This is a genomic window from Kitasatospora sp. NBC_00039, assembly GCF_045160625.1.
GTDB lineage: Bacteria > Actinomycetota > Actinomycetes > Streptomycetales > Streptomycetaceae > Kitasatospora.
Genome location: NZ_CP108289.1, coordinates 4,977,465 through 4,993,210, shown reverse-complemented (window position 1 = coordinate 4,993,210; position 15,746 = coordinate 4,977,465). Strand labels below are relative to the sequence as shown.

Genomic DNA, 15,746 nt, shown 5'->3' with positions numbered 1-15,746 from the left:
GAGCTTCACGAAGCTCCGCGCAGGCCACGGCGGGGGTCGGGAGTCCGCCGTCAGGGCGTCGGTGAGGGCTTGCCGGGCTTGCCGCCCGCGTTGCCGGAGTTGCCCGGCGCGTCGGTGGGGCGGCCGTGACCGGGGGTGGGGGTGGCTCCCCCCGCGCTGCTGCCCCCGTTGCCGGCGCCGTTCCCGCCGTTGCCGCCCGGCGTGGCGGACGCGGAGGCGGGCGGCGGCGAGGACGGTCCGGCCTCCGGGCCGGACGGCCGCGGGGTGGCCGCCACCGGGACAGCCGTGCGGTGGTCGGCCGCCGTCGGCCGCACCGTCCCGGGCTGCACGCTGTCCGGCCCGGGCGTGCCGGTGATCGTCGGCCCCGCGGTGGGCTCCGGGTCGGCCGGTGCGGGCGCGGCGGCGCTCGGCCCGGGCGGCAGCGGCAGGAACGGCGCGCTGACGGTCGGGCCGCCGAGCACCGTGCTGGCCAGCAGCGCCAGGTAACCGGCGGCCGGGACGGCGAGCAGCAGGCCGAGCCTGCGGACCCGCCGCTGGCGGCGGCCGGAGGAGTCCACGAACACCGGGGCGACGGTGGTCTCGGCGGCCTCTTCGGAAGGAAAGGCGGCCGGGGAACCGGGCAGCGGATCCCCGGCCGCCGGCTCGTGGTCGTACAAGGTGACGGTCACGGTCGGGTCCAGGTCTGGTCTGGTGGTGCGGGGCGCGGCCCGCCCGACTGCGGGCGGGCGGGCCGCAGGGGTTGGTCCCGGCCGGGCCGGTGGCGCGTCCGGGGTGCGCCTGCCGGTCCGGCCGGGGCCGGCCGGGCGGACGGTTGGCACGGGGGAGCCGACCGGCCACCCGGAGTCTGCGGGTGGTGCTGGTACTGCGGGTACTGCCGGGTGGAGCGGGTGGTCCGGTCCGGATGGGCGGCGAGCCCGGGGGGATTCGCTCGCCGCCCATCCGGAGTTCTGGGGTTACCTCTTGGGTGAGGGGTCGGTGGACCTGTCCGTGCGGTCCGGCTTGGGGCGGACGTCGGGGAGCGTCGGTACGGCGGGCAGCGCCGGGGTGCTCGTGCTGCCCTTGGTACCGGTACCGCCGCTCTTCCCGTCGCCGCCACCGGAGCCGCCGCCGTCGCTGCTGCGGGGCTTCGGGGTGGCGCTCTGGCGGTCGTCGTCGCTCAAGCGCCGGAGCACCTCCCCGCAGTAGTCCTCCACCTTGTCCGGACCGCCGGCCGCCGCGACCAGCGCGCCGAACTGCGGGTCCGCGACCAGCAGGCGCGGGCGCTCGCCCTTGCCCGTCCGGTCGGTGAACCCGCGGCAGAGGGTGACCACCGCGTCCTGGAACTGGCCGCCCCGGGTCTCCGCCGGGGACGACGCGCCCGGCGCCGGGGGCTTCCCCGGACCGGCGGACGCGTCCGCCGACGGCGACCCACCGGTGGACGGACCGCCCAGGGCGGGGCCACCAGCGGACGGCCCGCCTGTCGACGGGCCGGCGGAGGAACGCCCCGCCGAGCTGCCCGGCGTGCCGGAGCCCGTCCCCGGAGCGGCGGACGTGCCGGTGACGGGCGGGGCGACCCGCGACCGGTCCAGCCCGCCCGACCCGCCGCCGAGTGCGGACGGCAGGTTGCCCGTGCCGGCCGCGACCGCCACACCGCCGAGCGCCGTGGCTCCGAGCACGACGGCAACGGCCTTCGTGCTGAAGGCCCTGGCCAGCGCGGCGGTTGCCATCGATCGTCTCCGGACGGGTGCGGGTGCGGCGGGTACGGCAGGAACAGGCGCGAGACGGGCCTCCCGGAACGCGGCCAGGGCGGCCTCCTCCCCGGCCAGTTCGCCCGCCGCCGCGGGGGCGGCCGCGGCGGCCAGCACGTGGGCGACCCCCGTGCCGGCGTCCGGTCCGGTGAGCGAGGCGTCCTGCCCGGCCGACGGTCCGCCCACGGCGCCGCCGAGCAGCTGCTCGGCCGTGTCGCGGTCGATCCGACGGGATCGGTTGGTGCTCATCTCATGTCCTTCAGCGTCGCGGCCCGGCGTTCTGTCACACCCTGCGGAGGAATTTTTTTCTCGTCCTTTCCGACGTGCCCCGCCACCGGTCGGGTCGGCTGCCCGGACGACCCGGCCGGCGGCTGCTGCGCCGGAATCCCCACGCCCGCCGCGACGGACTGCTCCAGCACCTTGGCCAGCCGGCGCAGCCCCCGGTGCGCGGCCATCCGCACGCTGCCGGACCTCTTGCCGAGCACCCGCGCGGCGCTCTCCGCGTCCAGCTCCATCACCACCCGCAGCAGTACCGCCTCGGCCTGGTCGCGGGGCAGCCGGGAGATCAGCGCCAGCGCGTCCGCCGTGCCGACGGAGGCCAGCGCCGCACCGGCCGTGTCGTCCCCGGCGGCCAGCTCGGAGAGGTACTCGAACGGCAGGTCGGCGACCGGTCTGCGGCGCCGGGCGCGCAGGTGGTCCAGCGCGCGGTTGCGGGCGATGGTGGCGGCCCAGCCGCGGAAGCCGTCCCCGTCGCCGGAGAAGGCGCGCAGGTCGCGGGCGATCTGCAGCCAGGCCTCGGAGGCGATGTCCTCGGCGTCCTGCGCGTCCTCGGGGCGGCCGCCGACCAGCACCCGCAGATAGCGCAGCAGGCCCGGCTGCACGCTGCGGAACAGCAGCCGGAACGCCTCCTCGTCGCCGTCCTGCGCGGCTCTCACCGCCGCCGACAGGTCGGCGGGAGCGGTCCCCGGGGACGGGGCGGACGGGGGGCCGGGCGGGGGGCCCGACGTCGGTACCGGTCCGGACCGGCCGACGGCGCTGTCGGTGCCCGCTCCCGGGCGATCTGCACTCTGCACCCGCCACATCATGCGCCATCCGGGCGACCGGCTCCGATTCGCCCGGGCGGCTGCGGCGCCCCGTGACCGGGCCGTTCCAGGCCGTCACCGCGCTGGGCCGCCGGCAGTTCCGGACCAAGGGCGGCACCCCGCCGGGCCCAAGGTCCCGCAGGTCACCGGCCTTCGCCCGCAGCCCGGCCGGTCCCCTCCTGCCTACGTTGCAGGTGGGCGAAGCAGTCCGGACCGGCCCCGCCGGACCGACCCGCCGGGCCGCCCTCGCCGGACCGTGCGACCCCACCGCCGACAGGGCCGCGAGCCCTGGGCCTTCGACCCCGACCACGGGTGAACGCGCAGGCCGGCGGCGCTGTCATGACGCGGACCGTGACAACTGTCATGCGGATCCCGCAACGGACGACACTGCTCTGACGGAGGGTCGGCCCGGAAAACTGGAGGCACGACGCGGGCACCGCCCGCAGGCCGACCAGCCAGTCCGGGGAGGAACCCATCATGAGCCAGACCCTCAGCGCACCCGCCGCCGCCACTGCCACCACCGCCGCCACCGCCCCGGCCGGCGCCCGGGAGACCGCCAAGGCGCCGAACCCGGTCGCCGCCGGCCTCCGCCCGCTCGCCCTGGACGTCGCCGCCCCGCTGGCCGGCTACTACCTGCTGCACTCCGCGTTCGGCATGAGCGAGTTCGCCGCCCTCGCCTGGAGCGGCGCCGTCCCGGCCGCCCGGACCGCCGTCGGCCTGGTCCGCGAGCGGAAGCTCAACCTGTGGGCGTCGATGATGCTCGGCGTCAACCTCGTGGGCCTGGCGCTCACCACCATCACCGGCGACGCCCGGCTGATGCTCGCCAAGGACGGCGCGCTCAGCGGCAGCCTCGCGCTGGCGATCCTCTTCTCCGCGCTGATCGGCCGGCCGCTGATGTCGCCGATGCTGATGCCCTTCCTGACCAAGGGCGACCGGGCCCGCTCCGCCGCGTGGCAGCGGCTGGCCGACGGCCGGGCGGCCGGCTCCCGCACGTTCCGCCGCTACGAGCGCCTCTTCTCGGGGATCTGGGGCGCCGCCCTGCTGACCGAGTGCGTGGCCCGTGTGGTCGGCGCCTTCACCCTGCCGGTGTCGACCATGGCCTGGCTCTCCACCGTCTTCCTGGTGGGCGCGATCGTCGCCGGCTCGGTGCTCGGCCAGACCGCCGCCGACCCGATGGAGAAGCTGGTCCGCACCGAGGCCGCCGAGCCGACCGCCTGCTGACCTGATCATCCATGAGGAACGTTTTCCCGGAATGCTGCTGACGCCGGGTCGCACAATTCAGGAACCATCCGACCATCCCGATAGTCCTCATATAACGAGGGGGTAACGGACCCCCGCGAGAAACGGGGACCCTGATGAGCCGGACGCACACGCTGACCACCACCGAGGACCGCACGCTGGTCTGGGACGGCTGCCTCAACGTCCGCGACCTCGGCGGCCTCCGCACCACCGACGGCACCCGGACCGCCCACCGCGCGATCGTCCGGGCCGACAACCTGGACCGCCTCACCGCCGAAGGCTGGGACGCCCTCCTCGACCACGGCATACGCACCGTCGTCGACCTGCGCAACATCGAGGAGTACAAGCCGCTCCTCCCCCTCCCCGACGGCGTCGAGCTGATCCGCGTCCCCCTGGACGAACTGGCCGGCTCCGCCTGGTGGGAGACGTACGGGAGGCTGGACGGCACCCCGCTCGCCCTCCGCCCCTACCTGGACCACTGCGCGCACGCCGCCGCCGAACTGGTCACCACCATCGCCGGCGCCCGCCCCGGCGGGCTGGTCGTGCACTGCGGCGCCGGCCGCGACCGCACCGGCCTCGCCGCCCTGCTGCTGCTCGCCCTCGTGGGCGTCGAGCCCTCCGAGATCGTCGCCGACTACCTGCTCAGCGCGCCCAACGTCCGCCCGCTGTACGGAATGCTCGGCCTGCCGGACCAGCACCTCCGGATCGACGCGGTGCTCGCCGAGGCCGGCACCACCGCCGAGGCCGCCCTGCACGCCACCCTCGACGGTTTCGACCCGGCCGGGTACCTGCTCGCCGCCGGCGTCGACCCGGCCGACCTCGCCGCCGTCCGCGCCCGGCTGCTGCCCTCGTAGCCCGCCACCGGAGCCGACGGCCGGGGCCGGTCACCCGAGCCTCCGGCGGGCCGGGATCCGGCCCGGCGGACGGGCCCCAACCCGACCGACATGCCCCCGCCCGGCCAGCGGGCCCGGCCCGGCAGGCCGGATCCGCTCTGGCAGACTCCGGGCGTGATCTTCCGCACCGCCACCCGCCGGGACCTGCCCGCCGTCATCGCCCTGCTCGCCGACGAGGAGCGCGTGATCGACCCCGCCACCGTGCAGGTCGACGAGGCCTACGCCCGCGCCTTCGCCGCCGTGGAGGAGGACGCCCGCAACGAGCTGATGGTCCTGGACGAGGGCGACGGCACGGTGCTCGGCTGCCTCCAGCTCACCTACATCCCCGGGCTCGGCCGGCACGGCGAGGAGCGCGCGCTGGTCGAGGCCGTCCGTGTGCGCGCCGACCGCCGGGGCGCCGGCCTCGGGCGCGAACTGCTGACCCGGGCCGTCGGGCGGGCCCGCGACCGCGGCTGCACGCTGGTCCAGCTGACCAGCAACAAGCGCCGCAGCGAGGCACACCGCTTCTACGCCTCGCTCGGCTTCGAGCGCAGCCACGACGGGTTCAAGCTGGCTCTCTGACCCGCGGGTCGACCGACCGCCGGAAACGCGCCGGCCGCCGGGCGGCACGCCTCGGAACACAACTCGAAACATCGTCAACCAATGGTTGACGCACCTTGGGTCGACAACCTACGGTTGACGCATGGAGAACCCCATCGTCCCCCAGACCACTCCGCTGCGCCTCGACGACCTGATCGACGCGATCAAGAAGGTCCACAGCGACGCGCTCGACCAGCTCTCCGACGCGGTCATCGCCGCCGACCACCTCGGTGACCTGGCCGACCACCTGATCGGCCACTTCGTCGACCAGGCCCGCCGTTCCGGCGCCTCCTGGACCGACATCGGCCGCAGCATGGGCGTCACCAAGCAGGCCGCCCAGAAGCGCTTCGTCCCCAAGGACCCGGGCACGCCCTCCGACCTCGACCCCAGCCAGGGCTTCAGCCGGTTCACCCCCCGGGCCCGGCACGTGGTGATGGAGTCGCAGGAGGAGGCCCGCCGGGCCGGCAACACCGAGATCGGCACCGGGCATCTCGTGCTCGGCCTGCTCGCCGAGCCGGAAGGCCTGGCCGTCCGGGCGCTGGCCGCCCAGGGCTTCACCCCGGACGCCGTCCGGGCGGCGGTCACCGCGACCCTTCCGGCCGCCTCCGGCGAGACGCCCGGGCTGATCCCCTACGACGCCGAGGGCAAGAAGGTGCTGGAGCTGACCTTCCGCGAGGCGCTCAAGCTGGGGCACAACTACGTCGGCACCGAGCACATCCTGCTGGCCCTGCTGGAGCAGGAGAACGGCGCGGGCCCGCTCGCCGACCTCGGCGTGGACAAGGCCGAGGCGGAGACCTTCACCTCGGAGGCCGTCGCGGCGTACATCGCGGCGCGCGCCACCGAGCAGGGCTGAGCGACCCGCCCGGGCCCCCGGCGCGACCGGGGGCCTCGGGCCCGTCGTCAGAAGCCGGACACGTGGGTGGTGATGATCCGCACCCGCCCGTCGGCGGCCGCCTCCACCGCAGCCCGCAGCCGCAGGGACCGTGCCGGGCCGAGCAGTTCGAGTGCCTCCTCGTCGCCGGCCCAGCGGTAGTCGTCCAGTTCACCCGCCGGGACGGTCACGGGGGTGCCGTCCGGGACGGTGCCGAAGTCGAAGAGGAAGTGCTCGGCCGGGTGGTCGAGTTCGGCGGAGGGATGGGTCCAGGAGATCGCCAGCAGGTCACCGGCCGGCCGCACCAGCCCGGTCTCCTCGGTCAGCTCCCGCGCGGCGCACTCGGCCGGCCCCTCGCCGAGGTCGATGGTACCGCCCGGGAACTGCCAGTGCTCCCGGTAGCCGGCCTTAACGATCAGAACCCGCCCCGACGCGTCCCGCAGCACGCACCCGGCTGCCGCGTAGATCCGCGGCAGGGACGCCAGCCACTCTTCCTTGGACTTCAACGGCTCGGCCGTCACGGCGGTCCTCCTCCGGGGCAGGGGCAACTGCCGCCCACTGTGCCACGCATCGCTCCCGCCGGAAATCTTGCGGGAATCTCCCGGCGGGCCGATGAGCCACGCCCGCCGCGGCGGTCCAAGCTCCGTGAACACCAACCGGGAGACCCCGTCCGACCCACTGCTGACCTGCGACGTCGGCGCCCTCACCACCCCCGACCTGGCCGTCGTCGACGCGCTCGCCCGGCTCCGGCGCGCGGCCGCCCGGTACGGCGTGCGGGTGGTACTGACGAACGCGAGCGGCCCCCTGCGGGAGCTGCTCGCCTTCACCGGCCTGGCCGGCGTGCTGCCGGTCGAGCCCGGACCACCCGTCCGACCGGCACTGCCCACGCAGCCCGGGCTGCCGGTCGAGCCCGGACTACCCGTCCAGCCGGGGCGGGAGGCCGAAGAGCGGGAAGAGCACGTCGGTGTCGAGGAAGTTGGTGAGCCCGATGATCCGGCCCTCTGACACCTCCAGCACGATCAGCGCCCACGGCTCGTGGCCGCCCTCCGGGCTCGGCCGGTACTGCCCGAAGGCCGGGCTGCCGTTGGCCTCCACCGGGACCAGCCGCGAGCCCCGGCAACCGTGGCCCGGGCCGAGCATCCACTCACGGATGTCGGCGTGCCCGGTCAGCCACAGCTCGTACGGCGGCATGTTGAGCGTGACGTCCTCGTGCAGCAGCGCCGCCAGCCCGTCCATGTCGTACGCCTCGAAGGCCGAGACGTAGCGGGAGAGCAGCGCCCGGTGGTCCTCGTCCAGCGCGGGCGCCGGCCGGGCCGCCGAGGCGTCCGCGGCGAGCACCGAGCGCGCCCGCTGGAGCGCGCTGTTGACGGACGCCACGGTGACGCCGAGCAGTTCGGCGACCTCGGCGGCCCTCCAGCCGAGCACCTCGCGCAGGATCAGCACCGCCCGCTGCCGCGGCGCCAGCCGCTGGAGCGCGGCGACGAACGCCAGCCGCACCGACTCGCGCTGGGCGGCCACCTCGGCAGGGTCCCCCGTCTCGGGCAGGACCCGGCCGTCCGGCGCCGGGCCGATCCAGGTCACCTCGGGCAACTGGTTCCCGGTCGCGGTGGCGACGGTGGACGGGCCGGCCAGGTCCATCGGACGGGCCCGGCCGTTGCGGCCGTTCAGCGCGTCCAGGCAGACGTTGGTGGCGATCCGGTACAGCCAGGAGCGCAGCGCCGCCCGACCTTCGAAGCCCCGGTGGCCGCGCCAGGCGCGGATCATCGTCTCCTGCACCGCGTCCTCGGCCTCGAAGACCGAGCCGAGCATGCGGTAGCAGTAGCCGGTCAGCTCCGTCCGGTGGCGCTCCAGCTGGACCTCGACCGGCTCCTCCGTCATCAGCTCGGCCATCGCGTGCCCCCCGTGTCCGCCACACCGCCAGTGATCGGCACGAACCTACCGCAGCCCACCGACAGCGGCCCTACTCCGGCTGGTCCCCGTACTTCTGGCCGGAGCCGAAGGAGGTCGTCACGATCTCCCACATCTTCGGGAACTCGGCGCCGGAGATGCCGGTCGGGTTGATCGAGTAGACCACCTTGCGGCTGAGGTCCCTGGTGGCGAAGACGCCGCTGGTGTAGCCGGGGCGGGAGCCGGTCTTGCCCCAGACCACGACGCCGTTGGGCAGGGTGGCGCTCATCAGGCCCTTGGAGAAGCAGGCGTGACCGGCGGTCGGGCCGATCTCGCAGTTCTTGTTGCGGTGGTTGGGCACGTCCGGGACGTCGAACAGCTCGGCCTGCTGGGCGGGCGGCAGCAGCCGGCCACGGAGCAGCGCCGTCATGAACCGGTCCAGGTCGGCGGCGGAGGAGATCATGCCGCCCTCCGCCCACGGCCACGGGCTCTGCTCGGTGACGTCCACCAGCTGCCGGGGGCCCTGCGGGCCGCCGACGTCCACGGAGACCCGCGCGTGCGGACCGGTCAGGGTGAGGTCGTCGCGGTCCGGGACGACGGTGTCGCGCAGACCCAGCGGGCGGGCGATCCGGGTCTGCACCTCCCGGGCGAAGGTGTGGCCGGTGACCTTCTCGACCACCATCCCGGCGACGAAGGTGTTGATGCCGTTGTACTGCTGCGCGGTGCCCGGTGCGAAGCCCATCGGCTGCCGGACGGCGTCCGCGACCACCTGGGCGGGCGTCCAGGAGTCGGCCTTGTGCGCGGCGAACCAGCTCTCGGTGCCGTCCCCGGAGGTGAGGCCGCCACCGCCCGGCAGACCGCTGGTGTGGTCGAGCAACCGGCCGACGGTGACCGGCGGGTAGGACGCCGGGAGGAGCCCGGGCAGGTACTGCTGAACGGTGCCGTCCAGGTCGAGCTTCCGCTCGGCGGCGAGCTGGAGCACCACGGTGGCGGTGAAGACCTTGGAGATGCTGCCGATCCGGAACCGGGCGTCCGCCGGGACGTCGCCCGCCGTGCCGGCCCACCGGCCGCCCCTGCCGTCGACCCGGACCAGCGCGCCGGTGATTCCGTCGGCCGGCAGGCCGGCGAGCGTCTTCGCCAGCGCCTCGCGGTCGGGCGGACCGGCCAGGCGGACGGCGGCGTCGGCCGAACTCGCGCTGCCCGGCGCCCGGTCGGCGGCCAGGGCCGGCGTCGCAGCACCGGCCGCGACGGCCGCCAGCAGGGCACCCGAGACGGCGAGGGCGGTCCAACGGCGTTTGCGCTGAGTGGTGTTCATCGGTCTGGTCTCCAACTGTGGCTCGTCCGGCGGCTCGTGCTCTGTCCGGGAACGAGTCTGTTGGAGTGCGGCGCCGCGGCCATCCGGGACGGCCCCCCAGACGCCCCGGAGCCGACCCCGAGTCGTCCCGGGGCCGGCGCCCGGGCAGCCGTCGGGGGCGGGGGCCCGCGCTCGGCCCCCGCCCCCGACGGCTGCGTCCCGCCCGGTGCGCGGAGTGGTCCAGCGCGCGCGGTGGTTGTCCGCGCGGAGTGCTTCGGCACGCACGGTGGCCCCGTGTGCAGTCGTTCACTGCGTGCGTGGTTCACTGCGTGCGGTGGTCCAGCGCGCACGGTGATTCAGGCGTGCGGTGGTTCAGTGCGCGGAGTGCTTCTCCGCGCCGCGGTGGCGGTGGCCCTTCAGTTCGGAGTGCATCGCCGGGGCGGAGTGCATCGCCGCCACCTCGGCGTCACGGCCGCCGTGCCGGAAGGCGGAGCCGGCCCCGGCGCTGGCCGCGGGTGGCGCGTTGGTGCGCAGCCGTGGTGGCAGCGACTTGGGGCTCATCGCCATGCCCCGGCGTTCCAGCAGCTCCTGGGTGCCCCGGCGGAGCTTGTGGGTGCTGCTCGGCATCGACTTGGTCATCGTCGGCCTCCCTTCGGCGGCCACCGGACGAACGAGCGTCGGCCGGGAGGACCGCACGGGCGTTATGTCCGGATTTTAGCCGCCCTACACCTCGGCCGCCCTGCCACCTCGCCCGTTCCGGAACCTCCGGGGGTACGCCCCAGGACGCCCTCAGCCCATGACCTCGTGGACGAAGCACCAGCGCCAGTCCTCCCCCGGCTCGTACGAGCGGATCACCGGGTGGGAGCTGTTGTGGAAGTGCGCGGTGGCGTGCCGCTGCGGCGAGAAGTCGCAGCAGCCGATGTGGCCGCAGTCCAGGCAGACCCGCAGGTGGACCCAGTCCCGGCGCCCCTGGGCCAGGCAGTCGGCGCAGCCGTCGGCCGGCGGGAGGGGTTCGATGTCCCGGGGTGCCGCGGTGAGGTCTTCGCAGGCGCTCATGCACGCAGGGTAGTGACGGCCGCCCCGGCCCACCGCCCAAGACACGCCCCGCAGGTCGCACACGCCCCCGGGTCAGTCCGCGGCGGCCGGGGCGTCCTGCGCCGGGGCTCCCCCGGCCGGGGCGTCCTGCGCCGTCCAGCTCCCCAGCAGGGCCAGCTTCTGCGCGGTCGGCGAGCCGGGCGGAGCGGTGTAGACGACGAGCAACTGGTCGGGGGAGCCGTTGACGGCCAGCGTCTCGTAGCCGAAGTCGAGTTCACCGACCAGCCGATGGCGGATCAGCTTGACGCCGTGGGTCTTCTGCTTCACCTCGTGGTCCGCCCACAGCCGCCGGAACTCCTCGCTGCGCATCGACAGTTCGCCCACCAGCGCGGCCAGCCGGGCGTCCTGCGGGTGCCGGCCGGCGTCCAGCCGCAGGTAGGCGACGGTCTCGGCCGCCACCGCCTCCCACTGCGGGTAGAACTCCCGGGCGGCCGGGTCGAGGAAGGCGTGGCGGGCCGCGTTGGCCTCGCCGGACGAGCGTGCGGAGAAGCCGTTCACGGCGTCGCCGAGGTCGTTCCAGGCCAGCACGTCCATGCGGCGGCCGAGCACGAAGGCCGGTACCCCGGGCATCAGGTCCAGCAGCAGCCGGGTGCCCTCCCGCACCTGCCGGCGGCCCCGCGGCGCGGCGGACGGCCGGGCCGGACGGGCCAGCGACCGCAGGTACGCGGCCTCCACCTCGTCCAGCCCCAGCACCCGCGCCACCGCGTCCAGCACGGCGTCCGAGGCGCTGCCGCCGCGGCCCTGCTCCAGCCGGACGTAGTAGTCGACGCTGACCCCGGCGAGTTGGGCCACCTCCTCGCGGCGCAGCCCCTGCACCCGGCGGCGGCCGTGCGAGGGCAGGCCCACCTCCTCGGGCCGGATCCGGGCACGGCGCGAGCGGAGGAAGTCCCCGACGGTGTTCTCCATGCCCGGCAGCGTAGACCGGGAGGGCCGCCGTGAGGGTAGTACTGGCTTTCCCAGGTTGCGCTTTCCCAGGAAGGGCTTTCCCGGGTGCGGCGCAGCCCTGGGTGACCGGCCGCGGTGCGCGCAGAGTTGCTCCCGTCAGCCCCGACGGAACCACTCAGGAGCACCCGATGAGCTACCCCGCCCTCGCCACCCGCACCGCCGTCGTCACCGGAGCCGCCAGCGGCATGGGCGAGGCCACCGCCCGCCTGCTCGCCACCGGCGGCGCCCGGGTCGCGCTGCTGGCCCGCCGCACCGAGCGGCTGGACGCGCTGGCCGCCGAGATCACCGCCGCCGGCGGCCGGGCGATCGCCGTCACCACCGACATCACCGACCAGGCCTCGGTGGACGCCGCCGCCAAGGCCGTCCACGACGCGTACGGCCCGGTCGACCTGGTGGTCAACAACGCCGGCGTGATGCTGCCCAACCCCCTCGCCGACGGCCGGATCGACGAGTGGACCCGCATGATCGACACCAACCTCACCGGCGCGCTGCGGATCGTCCGCGCCTTCACGGCCGACCTCACCGCGGCCGCCGCCGAGGGCCGGACCGCCGACCTGGTCAACGTCTCCTCGATCGCCTCCCACGTCGTCTTCCCCGACTACGCCGTCTACGGCGCCACCAAGGCCGCACTCACCCAGCTCTCCGCCGCGCTCCGCAGCGAGCTGGGCCCGCGCGACGTCCGGGTCAGCGCGATCGAGCCCGGGCTGACCGACACCGAGCTGGGCGGGCACATCGACAACCCGGTGCTGCGCGAGCAGCTCGGCGGGATGTTCGCCGCGATCCCCGCGCTGACCTCCGACGACATCGCCGACCTGATCGGCTACACCGTCACCCGCCCCCGGCACGTCAACCTGCGCCACCTGGTCGCCCTGCCGACCCGGCAGGCCTGACGAGGGCCGTCCGCCCGGGTTCCCCGGCGGGCCCGGACGGCGCCGTGGGAGCATGCCAACCGTGGCGGTTGTAACGGGGGGAACGGACAGCGACACCGGCGGTGCCCAGGCGGGCGGCATACCGGGGCAGGCAGACCCAGGCGCTCCGCCGGACATACCGGACACCCCTCCCCCCGCGGATGCCCCCGGCTCGGACACCCGCGCCCCGGGCATCTCCCACCCCGGGGGCACCGGCCCGGCGGGCACCGACCCGGCGGGCACCGGCCGGATCCGCCAGCCGGTCGCGCTGATCCGGCTCCTCGTCGGCCTCACCGCCTTAGCCCTCACCCTGCTGCTCTCCGAGTACGCCCGTGCCACGACCAGCGGCATCGCCTCCGACGTCGCCCAGGCCGTCCTGCTGGTGCCGGTCCCGCTCCCCGCGATCGCCGGAGGGCTCTCCACCGCCGCCCTGCTGCTCGTCCCGGCGTACTCGGCGGTCCGCCGGCTCCTGAGCCCGGCGACCGACCGCAGGCGCACCCTCCAGCACCTCTGCGACGGACTGCTCGCCGCCGTCCTCGCCTACGGCGTCTCGCTCGCCCTGGACCTGTGGATCGACGGTGCCGCCCCGCGCTCACTGCTGACCGCCCTCACCCTGCCGCTGCCCGTCGACGGCCTCGCCCACTCCGGGCCCGTCTACAGCTACGCGGCCCACACCGAACCGGTCTACGGCTACCTCGCCCCGGTCCTCGCCTTCCTCACCGCCTCCGGAGCCCGCGAACTCAGGGCCCCCCGGGTCCTCCTCGCCGTCTCCGGCCTCGCCGGGCTGGCCGCCGGGTACGCCACCCCGACCGCGGTGGTGCTCGGCCTGCTGATCGGCTGGACCACCGCCCACGGCACCCGCTACGCCGTCGGCACCCCCGACCCCCGGCCCCGGCCCGCCGAGCTCCTGCGCAGCCTGCGCGGGGCGGGGCTGCGCCCGGTCGGCGCCGGCCCGGCCGGCCCCGACCGCTACCTGGTCCGCCAGGAGGCCGGCCGCCCCGACCTCGACGTCCAGCTGCTCGACCGCCAGGCCGTCACCGCCGCCCTGGTCCAGCGCGTCTGGCGCCGGCTGCGGCTGCGCACCGCCCCGCACCCGCGGGCCCTGCGCTCGCTGCGCACCGGGCTGGAGCACGAGGCCCTGGTCTCGTACGCGGCCGTCGCCGCCGGCGTCCGGACCCGCCGGATCGCCGTCACCGTCGAACTCGGCCGCGACACCGCCCTGGTCGCCTACGAGTACCTGCCCGGCCGCACCCTGGACCGGCTCTCCGACGACGAACTGACCGACACGCTGCTCACCGACGCCTGGACCCAGCTCTCGCTGCTCCAGCGCCGCGAGATCTCGCACCGCGCGCTCGTCCCCTCCTCACTGCTGGTGGACGAGACCGGCGCGGTGCACCTGGTCGACCTCGCGGACGGCGACATCGCGGCGAGCGAACTCGTCCTGCAGTGCGACATCGCCCAGCTGCTCACCACCCTCGCCCTGCGCACCGGCGCCGAGCGGGCCGTACGCAGCGCGGTGGCCGTCCTCGGCCCGGACGCCGTCGGCGCGGCCCTGCCGCTGCTCCAGCCCATCGCGCTCGCCCGCACCACCCGCAGCGCCCTCAAACGCGACGCGGCCGCCCGGCGCGCCACCGCCGGCCCGGCCGGTCCCGGGGCCGCGGCGACCCGCGCCGCCGCTCCCCCGCCACCGCCCGTCGAGCTGCTGGACGCCATCCGCGGCGAAGTCCTCCGGAGCAGGCCGCAGGCGCCGGTGCGGGCGGTCAGGCTGGAGCGGCTGCGCCCCCGCACCCTGCTGGCCGTCGGCGGCGGCGTGGTGGCCGGGTGGCTGCTGCTGCCCCAGCTCTTCGCGAGCGAGCAGAACCCGGTCGCCACCATGGCCGACGCCGACCCGCTCTGGCTGGTGCTCGCCCTGCTGGCCGCGACGGCCAGCCACTTCACGGCCGCGATGGGCTTCGTCGGCTTCGTCCCCGAGCGGCTGGACTTCCGCCACGCCGTCCTCGCCCAGCTCGCCGGGTCCTTCGTGAAACTGGTCTCGCCCGGCGGCGTCGGCGGGGTGGCCCTGAACACGCGCTTCCTCCAGCGGGCCGGCCTCCCGACCGCCCAGGCGCTGTCCAGCGTGGGCGTGGGCCAGCTCTTCAGCCTGGTGCTGCACCTGTTGCAGCTGGGTGCCTTCGTCTACCTGCTGGGCCTGGAGCCCGGCGGCTCCGAGCTGGACGCGCTGCCGGCCGTGGTCAGCGGCCTGGCCGGCGCCGCGGTGCTGCTGGCCGGGGTCTCCGCCGTGCCGGCGGCCCGGCGGTGGCTGACCGCCCGGCTGCGGCCGCTGACCTCCGAGGTGCTGCCCCGGCTGCTGGAGCTGCTGCGCAGCCCCCGGCGGCTGGCCGTGGGCATCGCCGGGCAGCTGCTGGTCTCGCTCTGCCTGGTGGCGTGCCTGTACTGCTGCGCCCGGGCGGTCGGCCGGGAGCCGGCCTTCGCCTCGGTGGCGGTGGTCTTCCTGATCGGCAACGCGGTCGGCAACGCGGCGCCGACCCCGGGCGGGGCCGGCGCCGTGGACAGCGCACTGGTGACGCTGATGGAGCACACCGCGTCGATGGAGGAGGGCGGCGCACTGGCCTCGGTCGCGCTCTTCCGCCTGCTGACACTCGTCCTGCCGGTGCTGCCGGGCTGGGCGGCGTTCGCCTGGCTCCAGCGGCGCGGCGCACTCTAGGCGCCCGCCCCGGCACGCACTCACCCCCGGTTCGTGCCCACCCCCGGCACGGCCCTACTCCCGGTACTCGTCCTCGTCGAGCTGGACGATCCGGCTCTGTTCCGCGACGTCGGCGACCTCGGTGGCCGGGTCGGCGCCGAGGGCGCGGCGCTCGGCCAGCTCGTCGTACTCGTCGCCCTCCTCGGCCTCGTCGTCAGGCTCCACCACCTCGGCGACCTCGTCCAGGTAGTCCTCGTGATTCTGCGGCATGGCATCCGTCCTCGCTGCTGGGAGGCTCCCACGGGCCCGCCCCGGGTACTCGAAGTATCCGTCCGCGGCCGCCCGGGCGCGATGCGCCGCCCGCCGCCCGGCGTGTTGCCGGGTCTGCCGCGACGGCACGGGCGGCACGGACGGCACGGGCGGCACGGTCCCGGCAGCACGGACGGCACGGACGGCACGGCCCCTTCTCCCGCGCTGCCGGGGCCCGGGCCGCCGGGGGTACGATCAGTCGCGTACCAGCAGGGCTTACCCACACCCACCCGG

The 15,746-nt window shown here is 75.6% G+C and carries 17 protein-coding genes; 7 read left to right on the top strand and 10 right to left on the bottom strand.

Going from position 1 to position 15,746, the window contains the following annotated elements:
• Positions 1 to 50 precede the first annotated feature (50 nt).
• The 3 genes from OG286_RS22120 to OG286_RS22110 all read right to left on the bottom strand — a co-directional run bounded on the left by OG286_RS22120 (position 51) and on the right by OG286_RS22110 (position 2,662).
• Positions 51 to 668 carry a hypothetical protein gene (locus tag OG286_RS22120; protein WP_405360318.1) on the bottom strand — a complete coding sequence of 206 codons (618 nt, stop codon included), beginning with the start codon at positions 666 to 668 and terminating at the stop codon, positions 51 to 53.
• A 285-nt stretch (positions 669 to 953) separates the two neighbouring features.
• Positions 954 to 1,976 carry a hypothetical protein gene (locus OG286_RS22115; RefSeq protein ID WP_405360320.1) on the bottom strand — a complete coding sequence of 341 codons (1,023 nt, stop codon included), beginning with the start codon at positions 1,974 to 1,976 and terminating at the stop codon, positions 954 to 956.
• Entirely contained in the window at positions 1,973 to 2,662 is a 690-nt protein-coding gene (locus OG286_RS22110) for an RNA polymerase sigma factor (RefSeq protein WP_396322002.1), read from the bottom strand. The genes OG286_RS22115 and OG286_RS22110 overlap by 4 nt, the downstream gene beginning before the upstream one ends.
• 624 nt (positions 2,663 to 3,286) lie before the next feature.
• On the opposite strand from OG286_RS22110, the gene OG286_RS22105 reads away from it, so the two are divergent.
• The 4 genes from OG286_RS22105 to OG286_RS22090 all read left to right on the top strand — a co-directional run bounded on the left by OG286_RS22105 (position 3,287) and on the right by OG286_RS22090 (position 6,373).
• A complete protein-coding gene (locus tag OG286_RS22105; RefSeq protein ID WP_405365721.1) occupies positions 3,287 to 4,030 on the top strand; it encodes a VC0807 family protein in 744 nt (247 codons plus the stop codon).
• 134 nt (positions 4,031 to 4,164) lie between these two features.
• Entirely contained in the window at positions 4,165 to 4,902 is a 738-nt protein-coding gene (locus tag OG286_RS22100) for a tyrosine-protein phosphatase (RefSeq protein ID WP_405365720.1), read from the top strand.
• 153 nt (positions 4,903 to 5,055) lie between these two features.
• The gene (locus OG286_RS22095) at positions 5,056 to 5,502 is read left to right on the top strand and encodes a GNAT family N-acetyltransferase (RefSeq protein ID WP_405365719.1); all 447 of its coding nucleotides are present in this window, start codon (positions 5,056 to 5,058) and stop codon (positions 5,500 to 5,502) included.
• A 121-nt stretch (positions 5,503 to 5,623) separates the two neighbouring features.
• Positions 5,624 to 6,373 carry a Clp protease N-terminal domain-containing protein gene (locus tag OG286_RS22090; RefSeq protein ID WP_396322006.1) on the top strand — a complete coding sequence of 250 codons (750 nt, stop codon included), beginning with the start codon at positions 5,624 to 5,626 and terminating at the stop codon, positions 6,371 to 6,373.
• Between the two features lie 47 nt (positions 6,374 to 6,420).
• On the opposite strand, the gene OG286_RS22085 is transcribed toward OG286_RS22090, so the two are convergent.
• Entirely contained in the window at positions 6,421 to 6,912 is a 492-nt protein-coding gene (locus tag OG286_RS22085) for an NUDIX domain-containing protein (RefSeq protein ID WP_396322007.1), read from the bottom strand.
• A gap of 124 nt (positions 6,913 to 7,036) precedes the next feature.
• On the opposite strand from OG286_RS22085, the gene OG286_RS22080 reads away from it, so the two are divergent.
• Positions 7,037 to 7,396 (top strand): STAS domain-containing protein, encoded by a 360-nt coding sequence (locus OG286_RS22080; protein WP_405365718.1) that lies wholly within the window; start codon positions 7,037 to 7,039, stop codon positions 7,394 to 7,396.
• Here OG286_RS22080 and OG286_RS22075 read toward each other — a convergent pair.
• From OG286_RS22075 to OG286_RS22055, 5 genes are all read right to left on the bottom strand, one after another.
• Entirely contained in the window at positions 7,307 to 8,281 is a 975-nt protein-coding gene (locus OG286_RS22075; protein ID WP_405365717.1) for a sigma-70 family RNA polymerase sigma factor, read from the bottom strand. The genes OG286_RS22080 and OG286_RS22075 overlap by 90 nt on opposite strands.
• A gap of 70 nt (positions 8,282 to 8,351) precedes the next feature.
• Positions 8,352 to 9,593, bottom strand: a complete 1,242-nt coding sequence (locus OG286_RS22070; RefSeq protein WP_405365716.1) for a serine hydrolase domain-containing protein — start codon at positions 9,591 to 9,593, stop codon at positions 8,352 to 8,354.
• Between the two features lie 351 nt (positions 9,594 to 9,944).
• Complete coding sequence (locus tag OG286_RS22065; RefSeq protein WP_396322011.1) at positions 9,945 to 10,211, bottom strand: hypothetical protein; 267 nt, start codon at positions 10,209 to 10,211, stop codon at positions 9,945 to 9,947.
• A gap of 150 nt (positions 10,212 to 10,361) precedes the next feature.
• On the bottom strand, positions 10,362 to 10,628 hold the full coding sequence (locus OG286_RS22060) for a UBP-type zinc finger domain-containing protein (protein ID WP_396322012.1): 267 nt from the start codon (positions 10,626 to 10,628) through the stop codon (positions 10,362 to 10,364).
• 72 nt (positions 10,629 to 10,700) lie between these two features.
• The gene (locus OG286_RS22055) at positions 10,701 to 11,573 is read right to left on the bottom strand and encodes a helix-turn-helix transcriptional regulator (RefSeq protein ID WP_396322013.1); all 873 of its coding nucleotides are present in this window, start codon (positions 11,571 to 11,573) and stop codon (positions 10,701 to 10,703) included.
• 167 nt (positions 11,574 to 11,740) lie between these two features.
• Here OG286_RS22055 and OG286_RS22050 point away from each other — a divergent pair, with 167 nt between their 5' ends.
• Together OG286_RS22050 and OG286_RS22045 are read left to right on the top strand one after the other, a co-directional pair.
• On the top strand, positions 11,741 to 12,502 hold the full coding sequence (locus OG286_RS22050; protein ID WP_396322014.1) for an SDR family oxidoreductase: 762 nt from the start codon (positions 11,741 to 11,743) through the stop codon (positions 12,500 to 12,502).
• A gap of 61 nt (positions 12,503 to 12,563) precedes the next feature.
• A complete protein-coding gene (locus OG286_RS22045) occupies positions 12,564 to 15,224 on the top strand; it encodes a lysylphosphatidylglycerol synthase domain-containing protein (RefSeq protein ID WP_405365715.1) in 2,661 nt (886 codons plus the stop codon).
• 54 nt (positions 15,225 to 15,278) lie between these two features.
• Here OG286_RS22045 and OG286_RS22040 read toward each other — a convergent pair whose 3' ends face one another.
• Positions 15,279 to 15,473 (bottom strand): hypothetical protein, encoded by a 195-nt coding sequence (locus tag OG286_RS22040; RefSeq protein WP_396322016.1) that lies wholly within the window; start codon positions 15,471 to 15,473, stop codon positions 15,279 to 15,281.
• Positions 15,474 to 15,746: the final 273 nt, after the last annotated feature.

What these genes read in the sequence shown, in the direction of transcription:
- OG286_RS22115 (WP_405360320.1), bottom strand. Translation starts at nt 1,976, where the DNA reads ATGAGCACCAACCGATCCCGTCGGATCGACCGCGACACGGCCGAGCAG.
- OG286_RS22105 (WP_405365721.1), top strand. Translation starts at nt 3,287, where the DNA reads ATGAGCCAGACCCTCAGCGCACCCGCCGCCGCCACTGCCACCACCGCC.
- OG286_RS22100 (WP_405365720.1), top strand. Translation starts at nt 4,165, where the DNA reads ATGAGCCGGACGCACACGCTGACCACCACCGAGGACCGCACGCTGGTC.
- OG286_RS22090 (WP_396322006.1), top strand. Translation starts at nt 5,624, where the DNA reads ATGGAGAACCCCATCGTCCCCCAGACCACTCCGCTGCGCCTCGACGAC.
- OG286_RS22075 (WP_405365717.1), bottom strand. Translation starts at nt 8,281, where the DNA reads ATGGCCGAGCTGATGACGGAGGAGCCGGTCGAGGTCCAGCTGGAGCGC.
- OG286_RS22070 (WP_405365716.1), bottom strand. Translation starts at nt 9,593, where the DNA reads ATGAACACCACTCAGCGCAAACGCCGTTGGACCGCCCTCGCCGTCTCG.
- OG286_RS22065 (WP_396322011.1), bottom strand. Translation starts at nt 10,211, where the DNA reads ATGACCAAGTCGATGCCGAGCAGCACCCACAAGCTCCGCCGGGGCACC.
- OG286_RS22060 (WP_396322012.1), bottom strand. Translation starts at nt 10,628, where the DNA reads ATGAGCGCCTGCGAAGACCTCACCGCGGCACCCCGGGACATCGAACCC.
- OG286_RS22055 (WP_396322013.1), bottom strand. Translation starts at nt 11,573, where the DNA reads ATGGAGAACACCGTCGGGGACTTCCTCCGCTCGCGCCGTGCCCGGATC.
- OG286_RS22050 (WP_396322014.1), top strand. Translation starts at nt 11,741, where the DNA reads ATGAGCTACCCCGCCCTCGCCACCCGCACCGCCGTCGTCACCGGAGCC.
- OG286_RS22040 (WP_396322016.1), bottom strand. Translation starts at nt 15,473, where the DNA reads ATGCCGCAGAATCACGAGGACTACCTGGACGAGGTCGCCGAGGTGGTG.